The sequence below is a fragment of the Nonomuraea corallina genome (genome assembly GCF_027620315.1).
Taxonomy (GTDB): Bacteria; Actinomycetota; Actinomycetes; order Streptosporangiales; family Streptosporangiaceae; genus Nonomuraea; species Nonomuraea corallina.
Genome location: NZ_JAPNNL010000204.1, coordinates 1 through 12,576, shown reverse-complemented (window position 1 = coordinate 12,576; position 12,576 = coordinate 1). Strand labels below are relative to the sequence as shown.

General features: G+C 71.3%; 12 protein-coding genes. 6 read left to right on the top strand and 6 right to left on the bottom strand.

The window, feature by feature from the left end; translation table 11 throughout:
* The 4 genes from OUY22_RS32220 to OUY22_RS32205 all read right to left on the bottom strand — a co-directional run.
* Positions 1-1,127, bottom strand: a 1,127-nt coding sequence (locus OUY22_RS32220) for an amidohydrolase family protein (RefSeq protein ID WP_270159034.1), incomplete at its 3' end; no start/stop codon positions are given.
* Between the two features lie 83 nt (positions 1,128-1,210).
* Complete coding sequence (locus OUY22_RS32215; protein WP_270159033.1) at positions 1,211-2,398, bottom strand: alpha/beta hydrolase family protein; 1,188 nt, start codon at positions 2,396-2,398, stop codon at positions 1,211-1,213.
* Between the two features lie 25 nt (positions 2,399-2,423).
* Positions 2,424-2,906 carry a flavin reductase family protein gene (locus tag OUY22_RS32210; protein ID WP_270159032.1) on the bottom strand — a complete coding sequence of 161 codons (483 nt, stop codon included), beginning with the start codon at positions 2,904-2,906 and terminating at the stop codon, positions 2,424-2,426.
* Positions 2,903-4,054: an acyl-CoA dehydrogenase family protein gene (locus OUY22_RS32205; RefSeq protein WP_270159031.1), complete on the bottom strand. Its 1,152-nt coding sequence runs from the start codon at positions 4,052-4,054 to the stop codon at positions 2,903-2,905. Before OUY22_RS32205 ends, OUY22_RS32210 begins: the two co-directional genes overlap by 4 nt.
* Before the next feature lie 137 nt (positions 4,055-4,191).
* Between OUY22_RS32205 and OUY22_RS32200 the strand changes: the two genes are divergently transcribed.
* From OUY22_RS32200 to OUY22_RS32180, 5 genes are all read left to right on the top strand, one after another.
* Positions 4,192-5,085 carry an SDR family NAD(P)-dependent oxidoreductase gene (locus OUY22_RS32200; protein WP_270159030.1) on the top strand — a complete coding sequence of 298 codons (894 nt, stop codon included), beginning with the start codon at positions 4,192-4,194 and terminating at the stop codon, positions 5,083-5,085.
* Position 5,086: 1 nt separating this feature from the next.
* A complete protein-coding gene (locus OUY22_RS32195) occupies positions 5,087-6,697 on the top strand; it encodes a class I adenylate-forming enzyme family protein (RefSeq protein WP_270159029.1) in 1,611 nt (536 codons plus the stop codon).
* Positions 6,694-7,911, top strand: coding sequence for an acyl-CoA dehydrogenase family protein (locus OUY22_RS32190; protein WP_270159028.1), 1,218 nt, complete (start codon positions 6,694-6,696; stop codon positions 7,909-7,911). The genes OUY22_RS32195 and OUY22_RS32190 overlap by 4 nt, the downstream gene beginning before the upstream one ends.
* Before the next feature lie 116 nt (positions 7,912-8,027).
* The gene (locus tag OUY22_RS32185) at positions 8,028-9,197 is read left to right on the top strand and encodes an acetyl-CoA acetyltransferase (protein ID WP_270159027.1); all 1,170 of its coding nucleotides are present in this window, start codon (positions 8,028-8,030) and stop codon (positions 9,195-9,197) included.
* Positions 9,194-9,622: a Zn-ribbon domain-containing OB-fold protein gene (locus OUY22_RS32180; RefSeq protein WP_270159026.1), complete on the top strand. Its 429-nt coding sequence runs from the start codon at positions 9,194-9,196 to the stop codon at positions 9,620-9,622. The genes OUY22_RS32185 and OUY22_RS32180 overlap by 4 nt, the downstream gene beginning before the upstream one ends.
* A 59-nt stretch (positions 9,623-9,681) precedes the next feature.
* Here OUY22_RS32180 and OUY22_RS32175 read toward each other — a convergent pair whose 3' ends face one another.
* Positions 9,682-10,830: an alpha/beta hydrolase family protein gene (locus tag OUY22_RS32175; RefSeq protein ID WP_270159025.1), complete on the bottom strand. Its 1,149-nt coding sequence runs from the start codon at positions 10,828-10,830 to the stop codon at positions 9,682-9,684.
* Positions 10,831-10,990: 160 nt separating this feature from the next.
* Entirely contained in the window at positions 10,991-12,235 is a 1,245-nt protein-coding gene (locus tag OUY22_RS32170; RefSeq protein WP_270159024.1) for an LLM class flavin-dependent oxidoreductase, read from the bottom strand.
* 161 nt (positions 12,236-12,396) lie between these two features.
* Here OUY22_RS32170 and OUY22_RS32165 point away from each other — a divergent pair.
* Positions 12,397-12,576: hypothetical protein (locus OUY22_RS32165; RefSeq protein ID WP_270159023.1), on the top strand; the 180-nt coding region annotated here is incomplete at its 3' end.

Below are 12,576 nucleotides of genomic sequence, written 5' to 3'. Positions count from 1 at the left end.
ACGTCGAGGCCGAAGAGGTCGATCGCGTTGTCATGGGTGATCGCGGCCACGACCGGTTCGTCGATGCCCTCGAAGTCATGGGCGACCTGCTCCTGGGCGAAGGGGAAGTTGCCCTCGGTGTGCGGGTAGTCGCCGGCCCACATCAGGCGCTTCTCGTCGAGCATCGGCAGGGTGAGGATGCCGGGGCGGTCGTCCTCGAAGGTGGCCCAGAAGTTGCGGTTGAAGTACTCGCTGGGCTTCATCGACAGCTCGGGGACCGTCCAGCGGTGATGGTCGGTGAACATGTGGTCCATCGTGTTGAGCTGGAAGGCGATCCAGCCGATGCCGCCCTCCACGAGGATGAACCGCAGGTTCGGGTGCCGCTCGGGCACCGCCCCGTACACGAGCTGCATGAACACCCAGCCGAGGCTGATCTTGTTGCCGATGGCGGTGGTCCAGAACACGCCGGGCGTGGTCTTGTCGTTGAAGATGGCGACCTGCCCGGCCGCCTGATGGAACCCGACGGGGACGCCGATCTCCTCCAGCTCCGCCCACAGCGGCTCCCAGTGCGCGTCGCCCCAGGCCATGCCGGGGACGGCCTGAGGGAGCAGGAAGGTCTTGGCGCCGCGCGCGGCCCAGCGCCGCGCCTCCTCGATCGCCGGCTCGACCGGGCCCTGCCCGACGGGGAGCGCCGCGGCGCCGATCAGCCGGTCGGGGGCGTACGAGCAGAACTCCTCGAACAGCCAGTCGTTGTAGGCGCGGACGCAGGCGACCTTGAGGTCGAAGTCCGGGATGCTGTGCACGATCAGCCAGCCCGGGTACACGACCTCGGCCCGGATGCCCTGGCTGTCCTGGTCCTCCAGGCGGGCGGCCGGATCGTAGGCGCCGGGCCGCTGGTCCTCGAAGCGGTAGCCGGTGGGCTTGGTGATCACGCCGTTGATCTTCGTGTTGATCATCGCGCCCTCGGTGCCGACCGGCTTCGGGGCCATCCCGGTGTTCGGCACGATGAAGTAGTCACCCCGGTCGGTGGACTCCACCTGGGGGGCCTGGTGCTGGAAGCGCTGCGGCAGCCGCTTGAGCCAGAGGTCCTTCGGCTCCACGACATGGGAGTCGACCGAGATCAGCGGGCGAGGTTTACCGGTGGACATCGTGAGCTTCCTCCAGTGTGGCGGTCAGCGGGGGTGTTGGGGCCGGTGGGGGCACGCTAGGGGGCGGACCGTTAAGCCGGTCGTTATCGGGACGAGGGGGCCGCGCCGAGCCTGTCGGCCAGCCATCGGGTGATCTCGGGCACGGCGATGGACAGGTTGTCCATCTGGCAGTGCTGCGCGCCGCCCTCCTCGGCGGTGAAGATCCGCAGCGTCTTGTCCGGCGAGCCGCACGCCTCGAAGAGCAGGTGCGCGTCGGACACCGGCACCTGCTGGTCGTCCTCGCCGTGCACCAGCAGGAACGCGCCCCGCATCCGGGGCACGACGTCGGCCAGCCGGAAGCCCTCCAGGACCTTCAGCGCCTCCTGCGTGGAACCGGTCCCGGTGGACCAGACCAGGTGGTCGCCGGGCACCGGGAGCTGCTTGGCGAACGCCGCCTCGACGCGCTCGCGCCAGACGCGGTGGTAGTCCCAGATCGCGCCCCAGGCGGCGCACGCCCGGAACCGCGGATCCATGCTCGCGCTGCGCGAGGAGTAGTAGCCGCCGAGGCTGAGCGCCAGCACGCCGATCCCGTCCGGGTCCACGTCGTCGCGGGCCAGCAGCCAGTCGACGGCCGCGCTGCCGGCGACCTCGTAGTCGTGCCGCAGGTGGACGCCGCGGAAGCGGACGGCCTCGCCGACACCGGGACTGTCCAGCGACAGCACCGAGACGCCGCGGGCGAGCAGCTCCTCGACGCCGAGGAACCAGTTGTGCTCCTTGTTGCCGTCGAAGCCGCTCATGAACAGCACGGCGGGCACGCGTTCGCCGGGCGAGCGCGCGGCGGAGACGAAGAAGCCCGGCAGCGCGGTGTCCTCGTACGGGACGTCCACGTACTCGACCCGGTAGCGGTCGTCGAGCTCGGCGGCCCGCCGGAAGCAGCCCACCATCGCCCGGTAGACGTCGAGCGCCTCGTCGTCCTTGGGGAAGCGGAACCGTTCGGCGGCGAAGTAGTAGCTCGTCGCCCGCCGGTAGTGCCCCGCCGCGGCGCGGCGGTCGCCGAGCGCCTCCGCGTCCTCGGCGAGCGCCCGGACCCGGTCGCCCATGGCCCGCCACTCGCGGAACCACCGCTCGTCGTCCCCCACGTGGCCGGCGAGCCTGCGGCAGACGCGGTCGATCTCGCCGACCTCGGCGCCGCCGGCCGGGATCACGGCGTACACGAGCATGACGTTGTACGACCATCGGTAGTCCTCGGGGAACTGCGCATGCCATTCGGCCTGACGGATCGCGTCGACCACGTCGTCCTCCTCTACGTTGCGGGGGTCAGAAGAGCCGGTAGGCGCTGCGGTAGAACAGCAGCGGCGTGGCCTCGGTGTTCGCGTGGAGTCCGAGCACCCGGCCGAGGACCACCGTGTGGTCGCCGGCCTCGATCGTGTCGACGATCTTGCATTCGACGTGCGCGTGCACGTCACGCAGCACGGGCGCGCCGGTGATGCCGGGGCTGTGCGCCACGCCCGCGAACCGGTCGCCCTTGCGGGCGAACGCGCGGGCCAGCTCCTCCTGGCCGGACGCGAGCACGTTCGCGCAGAAGTGCCCGGCGGCGCGGATCGCCGGCCACGTGGACGAGGTGTGCGCCGCGCAGAACAGCACCAGCGGCGGATCCAGCGACACCGACACGAACGAGTTGACCGCCATGCCGACCGCCGGCCCGCCGGGCGGGGCCGCGGTGACCACCGCGACGCCGGTCGCGAAGCAGGCCATGACGCCGCGCAGGTCGTCGCGCGCGATGGCGGGGAGCGTGTTCACAGTCCCACCCCGTCCGCGTACCGGGCCCGATGCTCGTCAGGGTCGCCGAACAGCAGCGCCGACGACATCGCCCGCTTGACGTACAGGTGCGCCGGATGCTCCCAGGTGAACCCGATGCCGCCGTGGACGTGCACGTTCTCCGCCGCCACCATCGTGTACGCCTCCGAGCAGTACGCCTTGGCCAGACTGGCGATCACCGGCAGCTCCGGCAGGTCCTCCCCGGCGGCGAACAGCGCGTAGTGCGCCGCCGACCGGGCCGTCTCGACCGCCATGAGCATGTCGGCGCACTTGTGCTTGATCGCCTGGAAGGATCCGATCAGCCGCCCGAACTGGGTGCGCACCTTCGCGTACTCGACGGACATCTCCAGGCATCGCTGGGCCCCGCCCACCTGCTCGGCGGCCAGACCCGCCGCGGCCAGGGCGAGCACCCGCTCCAGCAGGGGCTCCGCGCCGCCCTCCGCGCCGACGAGGCGGGCCGGGCTCCGGTCGAACTCCAGCACCGCCTGTTTGCGGGTCTGGTCCATCGTCGGCAGCGGGGTCCTGGTCACCCCCGTGGCCTGCCCGTACACCGCGAACAGCGACAGGCCGGCGCCGGTCCGGGCGAAGACCAGCAGCAGGTCGGCGACATGCCCGTCCAGGACGAACGACTTGACGCCGCTCAGCCGCCAGATGCCGTCCTCCTTGACGGCGCGTGCTTCGACGTCACCGCCCCGCCACGACCCGGAGCGCTCGGCGATCGCCACCGTGGCGATCGTCTCCCCGGCGGCGATCCCCGGCAGGAAGTCGTCCTTGGCCTGCTCGTCGCCGGAGTGCAGCAGCGCGTTGGCGGCGAGGACCACGGTGGAGAAGAAGGGCCCGCCCATCACGGCGCGGCCCATCTCCTCCAGAACCACGCCGAGTTCGAGGAAGGACGCGCCCGAGCCGCCGTAGCGTTCGGGCAGGGCGAGACCCTGGAGGCCGAGCTGATCGGCCATCTGGCGCCAGGCCCGCGGGTCGTGGCCCTGTTCGTCCTCCATGAGGTGGCGTACCCGCGTCTCCGGTGAGAGGTGCTCAACGAACGACCGCACGCTCTCCCGGAAGTCCTCGTGCTCCTCGGCGAGGCCGGTGAACGACGCGGTCGCGTCGGCTAGTTGCTGAAGTCCGCTCATGCCCCAGGACGGTAGGAGGGCCGCGTGCACCGGGCATGAGCGGCGCGAGCCGTAACGACCGCAGTAACTCCCCGCGCGCAAGAGTGCGGACGGTGCCGACGCCGGCGTATGCCCGCCGCCAGAAGGAGGAAACTGCCGTGGATCTCAGCTTCGATGGTCGTGTCGCCGTGGTCACGGGAGCAGGTGGCGGCCTCGGCCGCGCCCACGCTCTCGAACTGGGCCGTCGCGGCGCGCGGGTGGTCGTCAACGACATGGGGACGTCCCTGTCCGGCGACGGGGTGGAGCGGGACCGGGCGGCGATCGTGGTCAAGGAGATCGAGGAACGCGGCGGCATCGCGGTGGCCGACACGAACTCGGTCGCCACCCTGTCCGGCGGCCAGGCGGTGATCGAGACGGCGCTGTCCGCGTTCGGCAGGGTGGACATCGTCGTGAACAACGCGGGCATCCTGCGTGACAAGACCTTCCACAACACCAGCCCGGACGACGTGGACCCGGTGCTCGACGTGCACCTGAAGGGCGCGTTCAACGTCACCCGCCCGGCGTGGGCGCGCTTCAGGGAGCAGGGGTTCGGGCGGGTCGTGGTGACCTCGTCGTCGGCCGGCTTCTTCGGCAACTTCGGCCAGTCGTCGTACGCCGCGGCGAAGCTCGCCCTGGTAGGCCTGATCAAGGTGCTCGCGATCGAGGGCGCCAAGTACGACATCAAGGCGAACGCGATCGGCCCGGTGGCGCAGACCCGCATGACCGAGGGCTTCGACAACCCGCTCGCCGACCACCTGGACCCCGCGCTGGTCTCGGCGGTGGTGGGCTACCTGTGCCACGACTCCTGCGAGCTCTCCGGCGAGATCCTCAGCGCCGGCGGCGGCCGGGTGGCGCGCGTGTTCATCGGCGTCACCCGCGGCTACCTGAACGGCCGGCTCACCGCCGAGGACGTCCGCGACCACCTGACCGAGATCTTCGACGACGCCGGCTACCAGGTGCCGGAGAACAGCATGGCCGAGATGACCCTGCTCGCGGACCTGCTGGGGAAGTGAGATGACCGCCCAGCGCACCCGCCCGGCCTCCCTCACCGCCCAGCGCACCTCCCCGGCCTCCCTCACCGGCCGGCGCCTGTCGAGGGTCCAGATCGGCGAGTGGATCGACATGGCGGCCAAGCGCTCCCCGGACCGGGCCTGCTTCGTCACCGGGTCGGGCACCCGCACCTTCGCCGAGGTGCGCGACCGGGTGCACCGGCTCGCCCGCGGCCTGCAGGAGATGGGCCTGACCCAGGGGGAGCGGGTCGCCGTCCTGGACACCGACTCGCCGGAGTACGTGGAGACCTTCCTCGCCCTGTTCAAGCTCGGCGCGGTCGCCGTCCCGCTCAACTTCCGGCTGTCCCCGGCGGAGATCACGACGCTGCTGCGGAGCGCCGAGGCGTCCTGGGCGTTCGTCGGCGACCGGTACGCGGACGGCGTCCTGGCCGTCAGGGACGACCTGGACCATCTCGACCACGTCGTCGGCTTCGGCGCCGCGGCGGGCACGGTGTCCTTCGACGAGGTGCTCCGGCGCGGCGCCGCCGGCTCGCCCCGGGAGGCGTTCGTCGACGACGAGGACATCGTCGCGCTCGCCTACACCAGCGGTACGACCGGGCTGCCCAAGGGCGTCATGCAGTCGCACCGGATGTGGAAGACGATGGTCTCCAACGCGATCCTGGAGTACCGCTTCCTGCGTGACGAGTTCCGCTACTCGGCGTCCCCGCTCTACCACGTCGCCGGCCTCAGCCTGGTGCTCAACGCGATCTGCCGCGGCTCGGCGTCCCTGATCGTCCCTCAGTGGGACCCGGCAGAACTGCTGCGGTGGTGCCGCCAGGGCCTCACCGACGTGTTCCTCGTCCCCACGATGATCAGCGCCCTGCTGCGGCAGCCGGACGTGCGGCCGGACGACTTCGCCACGCTGCGCTCGGTCTTCTACGGGGCCGCGCCGATGTCGCCCGAGCTGCTCACCCAGGCCATGGCGATGATGCGGTGCGACTTCTACAACGGCTTCGGCGCCGGCACCGAGGCGGGCATGCAGACCGTGCTCACGCCCGAGGACCATCTGCGCGCGCTCGACGGCCATCCGCATCTCCTCAGGTCGGTCGGCCGTCCCGGCTTCAACATCGACCTGCAGATCTGGGACGCCGCCGGCGAGGAGGTCCCGGTGGGCACGGTCGGCGAGATCGTCACCCGCAGCGACATGGTGATGAGCGGATACCACGGACAGCCGGAGAAGACCGCCCAGGTCATCTCCGACGGCTGGTTCAAGGGCGGCGACCTCGGCTACCTCGACCAGGACGGCTACCTCTACCTGGCCGGCCGCAAGGACGACATGATCATCCGGGGTGGCGAGAACGTCTACCCGCTGGAGATCGAGGCCACCCTGTTCGCCCATCCCGGGGTGGTGGAGTGCGCCGTCGTCGGCGTTCCCGACCCGCACTGGGGCGAGACCGTGCGCGCCCACGTCGTGCTCGCCGGGGGCGTCGAGGCCACCCCGGAGGAACTCCAGGCGTTCTGCCGTGAACGCCTGGCCAAGTACAAGGTCCCCGACCACATCCGCATCCACAGCGAGACCCTGCCCAAGAACGCCAGCGGCAAGGTGCTCCACCGCCTGCTTCGGGAGCAATCGTGAGCGACCAGCGCCGGACCCCGGACGAGACCGCGTTCCAGGACGCCGTCCGGGCCTTTCTCGACACCCATGCCAAGCCCCTGCCGGAATGGGAGGAGGGCTGGGGCAACGGCCCCGACGAGCTGAGCGCGGGCGCCGAACCGACCCGCGAGGAGGAACTGAGCATGGTGGCGGCCGCGGTGGCCTTCCGCCGTGAACTGTTCGACGCGGGCTTCGGCTGGCTCACCGGCCCGCCCGAGTACGGCGGCGCCGGCCGGGCCCAGCGCTACCAGGAGCTGTTCGACGAGGTCGCGGCCGACTACGAGCTGCCGTCGGAGGCCTGCTTCATCGTCGGCCACCACATCGTCGCGCCGACGCTGCTCGCCTGGGGCACGCCGGAGGTGAAGGAGAGGTACCTGCGCCCGCTGTACCGGGGCGACCTCATCGCCTGCCAGCTCTTCTCCGAGCCCGAGGCCGGCTCCGACCTCGCGGGCGTGAAGAGCAGGGGGGTCCGCGACGGCGACGGCTGGCGGGTCTCCGGGCAGAAGGTGTGGACCTCCGGCGGCCACTACAGCGACATCGGCGAGATGCTCGTCCGCACCGACCCGGACGCGCCCAAGCACGCCGGGCTCACCATGCTGATGGTCGACATGCACGATCCGGGGGTCGAGGTCCGCCCGCTGCGTCAGCTCACCGGCGGTGAGGCGTTCAACGAGGTGTTCGTCGACGACGTCTTCGTCCCCGACAGCCACGTGCTCGGCAAGCCCGGCGACGGGTGGAAGGTGGCGATGACCACGCTCGGCAACGAGCGCGCGTCGATGGGCTACCGCACCGCCTCTCCCGCCACGGACCCGGTCGAGCGGCTGCTCGGCCTCATCCAGCACTTCGGCCTCGCCGGCGACCCGCACATCCGCCAGGAGTTCGCGAGGATCGCGATCCGCCGGGACGTGATCCGGTGGACCGCCGCCCGCGCCTCCGGCCGCGGCGAGCCGGGGGCCGAGGCGTCGATCATCAAGCTGATGGACTCGGAGAACGTCCGCGCCATCGGCGAGCTGGCCGGCCGCGTGCTCGGCCCGCGCATGACGGCCGACACCGGCGAGTGGGGCACCTACGTCTGGGCCGAGCTCGCGCTCAGCGCGCCCTCACGGCGCATCGCCGGCGGCACCGACGAGATCATGCGCAACATCATGGCCGAGCGCATCCTGGGCCTGCCCCGTGAGCCCCGCCCCCTGACCTGACCTCGCGGGCGCGCCGCCCGCAGGCGGCGCGTCACCCTTTCGCGTCACCCTTTCGCGTCACCCTTCGCGTCACCCTTCGCGTCATCCCTTCGCGTATCCGAGGAGACATCACATCCATGGCTGACCGTACGCCCGTGATCGCCGGCATCGGCCTGAGCGATTACCCCAAAGCGCCCCACCTGGACGCGGTCGGGCACCACGTGCTCGCCACCCAGCGGGCGCTGGCCGACTGCGGCCTGAAGAAGAGCGAGATCGACGGGTTCATGTGCGCCCAGGGCGACTTCGCCCAGCCGGACAACGCCGGCACCATGGCGGAGATCCTGGGCATCAACCCCCGCTACTTCGACGGCACCGCCGTCGGCGGCTCCAGCTTCGAGCTGCACATCCAGCACGCGAAGGCCGCGATCGAGGCGGGGCTGTGCGAGAACGTGCTCATCGTCTACGGCTCGGACCTCTACACCAAGTCGGGCACCAACCCCGGGTTCGGCGCGAAGAAGCCGGGTGAGCAGGTCGCGGGCGCGCTGCAGTACGAGTCACCCTGGGGCAACACCCTGATCGGCGCGTACGCGATGGCCGCCCAGCGGCACATGCACGAGTACGGCACCACCTCCGAGCAGTTGGCGGCGATCGCCGTGGCCTGCCGCGCGCACGCCGGGCTCAATCCCAACGCCCAGTACCGCAAGCCGCTGACGGTCGAGGACGTCGTCAACTCCCGCATGATCGCCGACCCGCTGCACCTGTTCGACTGCTGCGTCGTCTCCGACGGCGGCGGGGCGGTGATCGTCACCACCGCCGAGCGCGCCCGGGACCTGCGCCAGCCCCCGGTCCACATTCTCGGCGCGGCATCGGCCCAGACCCACTGGAACATCAGCCAGATGCCCGACTACACGCGTACCGCGGCCGAGCGCAGCGGCAAGGAGGCGTTCGCGCAGGCCGGCCTCACCCCGGACGACGTCGACACCGTCCAGCTCTACGACAGCTTCACCATCACCGCGCTGCTCATGCTGGAGGACCTGGGCTTCTGCAAGAAGGGCGAGGGCGGGCCGTTCGCCGCCTCCGGCGCCCTCCAGCTCGGCGGCAGCCTCCCGCTCAACACCGACGGCGGCGCCCTCAGTTCCTGCCACCCCGGCATGCGCGGCATCTTCCTGCTCATCGAGGCCACCAGGCAGCTCCGGGGTCAGGCCGGCGACGCGCAGGTCGAGGGCGCCGAGGTCGCCCTCGCGTGCGGCTCGGGCGGCTGGCTGTCGGCGATGGGCACCGTGATACTCGGAAAGGACAAGGCATGACGAACGTGACCACTCCCGCGACGGAGGGCCGGCCGGTCCCGCTGCTCGACGCGGCCGGCCGCCCGTACTGGGAGGCCACCACCCGCGGAGAGCTGCTGGTGCAGGAGTGTCCCGGCTGCGGCCACCGCCAGTTCTACCCGCGTCAGATCTGCGTCGAGTGCGGTGACACGCCCGGCTGGCTGACCACGGCGGGCAAGGGCGTCGTGCACACCTTCTCGGTGGTGCGCCAGCAGGGCGCCTACCCGTTCAACCAGTGGACGCCGTACGCGGTCGCGATCGTGGAGCTCGACGAGGGCCCCCGCGTCATGGGCAACGTGATCGGCTGCGAGGTCGACGAGGTCCATATCGGGATGCGGGTCGAGGTCGAGTTCGTCCCGCTGAACGACGAGGCGTCGCTGCCGTTCTGGCGGCCTGCGGCCGGCTGAGCCGTCCGGCGGCACACGGAAGCCGGGAGGGGATGTCCCCCTCCCGGCTTCCGCGCGTCTCAGGCGAACGCCGGCACCGGCGACCCCGGCAGGGCCGGCAGGCGCGACGACAGCCAGTCGGCGATCAGGTCCAGGGTGGGGCCGGGATCGTCCGACTGGATGTGCTCGGCGCCGCCGTCCTCGCGGGTGAAGACGCGCAGCCGCTTGTCGGCCGAGCCCGCGGCCTCGAAGGCGCGGCGCGCGTCCGCGACCGGGATCTCCCGGTCGTCCTCGCCGTGCACGATCAGCAGCGGCTGCCGCACCCGTGGCCAGACGTCGGCGAGCGTCCACAGCTTCAGCCGCTCCAGCGCCTCCTGGACCGTGCCGGTGCCCGTCACCCAGGGCAGGAACCACCGCGTCGGCTCCTCGCCCGAGCCCTCGTCCCAGCGCCGCCGCCACAGCGCGCCGCAGTCCCAGCTGCCCGCCCAGGAGACGCAGGCCGAGACTCTCGGCTCGAACGCCGCCGAGCGGGCGGCGTAGTAGCCGCCGAAACTGACGCCGAGCACGGCGACGTGCCGGGCGTCCACGTCGTGGCGGGTCCGGAGATGGTCGATGATCGCCGCCGTCGGCACCTCGTAGTCCGGGCGGGACGGCACGCCGCGCAGCCTGATCAGCTCCCCGGTGCCGGGGGTGTCGATGACCAGGCAGGTGATGCCGCGCCGGGCGAACGTGTCGCCCACCGTCGCGTAGAGCATCTCCTTGGTCAGGTCGAGCCCCCCGTACACGATGACCACCGGACGAGGACTGGAGGCGTCCGGCGCGATCAGGTAGCCGGGCAGCGTGCCGTCGGGGGAGTCGACGTGGATGCGCACCAGCGGCAGGACCCCGCAGTCCAGGGCGTTCCCGAAGGCCTGCAGGGAGGCGGCGTAACTCTCCGACTTGGTCGGCCCCGGCGGGATCTGCCGCTGGCCGGCCGCGTGGTACACCGACGCGCGCAGATAGCGCCGGCTGGCCGCCGCCAGATAGCCGGCCGCGGCGTCGGCCGCGGCGAGCGCCTCCTGCTGGTGCGCCATGCCGGCCCAGGCGGCGGCCCAGGCGTCCAGGTCGGCCCCCGGCGCATCGCGCAGCGGGCCTAGCCAGCGCCCCAGGTCAGCGAGCGAGCCGCCGGCCATCAAGGCCAGGTTCACGCTCGACGACCGGACGTGGTCGCCCGGGAAGAACTCGAACACGGCGACTCCTTCGCGGAACGGTCCGACGCCGCGCGCCCTCGCGCCGCGCGGATCCTGCGTACTTCTCATCAGTCACACGTACAAACGGTTGTTCTCAGGACGGCGTTACCCGGCGCGCCTGCCGTCGTCGCGCGGCAGGCGCGCCGGCGAGCGGGGCGGCTCAGGTCGTGGCCCACTGCGCGCGCGGACGCTCCTCGGGGCCGGCCAGGCCGCCGATCTCCGGGTAGACCTTGGTGGCCATCAGCTCCATCTCGCGGATCAGGTCGTCGGTCGGCTGCTGCGCCCAGTGCCAGATCAGCACGGAGTACTCGTACGGGACCTGCTCCCATTCGGCGGCGAACTGGGCCTTCGCCTGGTCGACGGTGCCGCCGAGGAACAGGCCGGAGTCCTTGACCGCCTGCACGACGTCGCCGTTCACCGGCATCTTCTTCTTGAAGAACTTCGCGTAGAAGTTCTCGAAGATGTCCGCGTCGTAGTCCCGCAGGGCCCGGTCGTACGCTGCCGGGGAGTCGGTGATGTGCGGCCAGCGCACCGGAGCCTGGTTCGCGCCGAGCGGCACCGGGTGGCCGGACTTGGCGGCCTCCTCGGCGTAGATCTTCGCGAACTCCTCGGTCTTCGCCGCGGGGGAGAAGCTGGTGACGACGAAGCCGTTGCGCGCGCAGTACCGGATCGACTCCTCCGAGCTCGACGACGCCACGAACACCGGCGGGTGCGGCCGCTGGTACGGCGGCGGCGTGACCGAGATCTTCCGGATGGCGCCGTTCTCGTCGACCTCGTCCCGCGCGCCCATCAGCGACGCGGTGTCCGTGGCCGGATAGGTGGTGATGCCGGTGTCGTACGGGAACGGCACCTGGATCCTGGAGCCCTTGAAGTCGAAGGAGTCCTCGGTCCAGGCCTTGAGCATCAGCTCGACCTGCTCCTCGAAGATGCTGCGGTTCTTCTGGTCGGCCGAGCCGCCGTCGGACAGCGTGGCCGGGGTGCCCAGGTGCTGTCCGAGGACGTCGGTCCAGCGCGACTGGTAGCCGCGGCTGACCCCGGCCCAGAACCGGCCCTCCAGCATGTGGTCGAGCATCGCGCACTCCTCGGCCACCCGGATCGCGTCCTGGGTGCCGAGCACGTAGCCGTTGGTGCCCACGTTGATGCGGCTCGTCTGCGCTCCCAGCCAGGCGTTCACCACGCCGGGCGAGGGGGCGACCTCGTACCCCTCGGAATGGAAATGATGCTCGATCCCGGCGATGCCCCAGTAGCCCAGGTCCTCGGCGGCCTTGGCGATCCTCGCCCAGTCGCGCATCACCTTCTGGAACTCGTCCCGATCGCGGCCCAGCGGGCGGCGGGCGGCGCGCCCCGCGGCACCGCCTTCGGCGGGAATGACCGGATAGAGCTGCACGATCGCCTTGACACTCAAATCTCGCTCCTCAGGCTAGCGACCGGATACATCGCAGCCATCCAACGGGCGCGTAGTTACCGGGCCGTTCTCCGTGGCCGTTAATGACGGAGTAACGCGCCCGCACATAGACCTGCGGCACGACAAGCCCGGCAGCCGGCCGCGATCTACGGAGGGTTCTGATGAGGATATGCCGCTTCACGCCGCACGGCTGGCCGGAGGCCGAGGTGCGGTCCGGCGCCGCGGTCGGAGCGCTCGACGCGCCGGTCATCGTCGACCTGGCCTCCCTCCTCGCCTCGGAGATCGTCGCGGACGGCGGCGAGCCCGGCCGCGCCGCCGAACTCGCCCGCGCCACCTTCCCC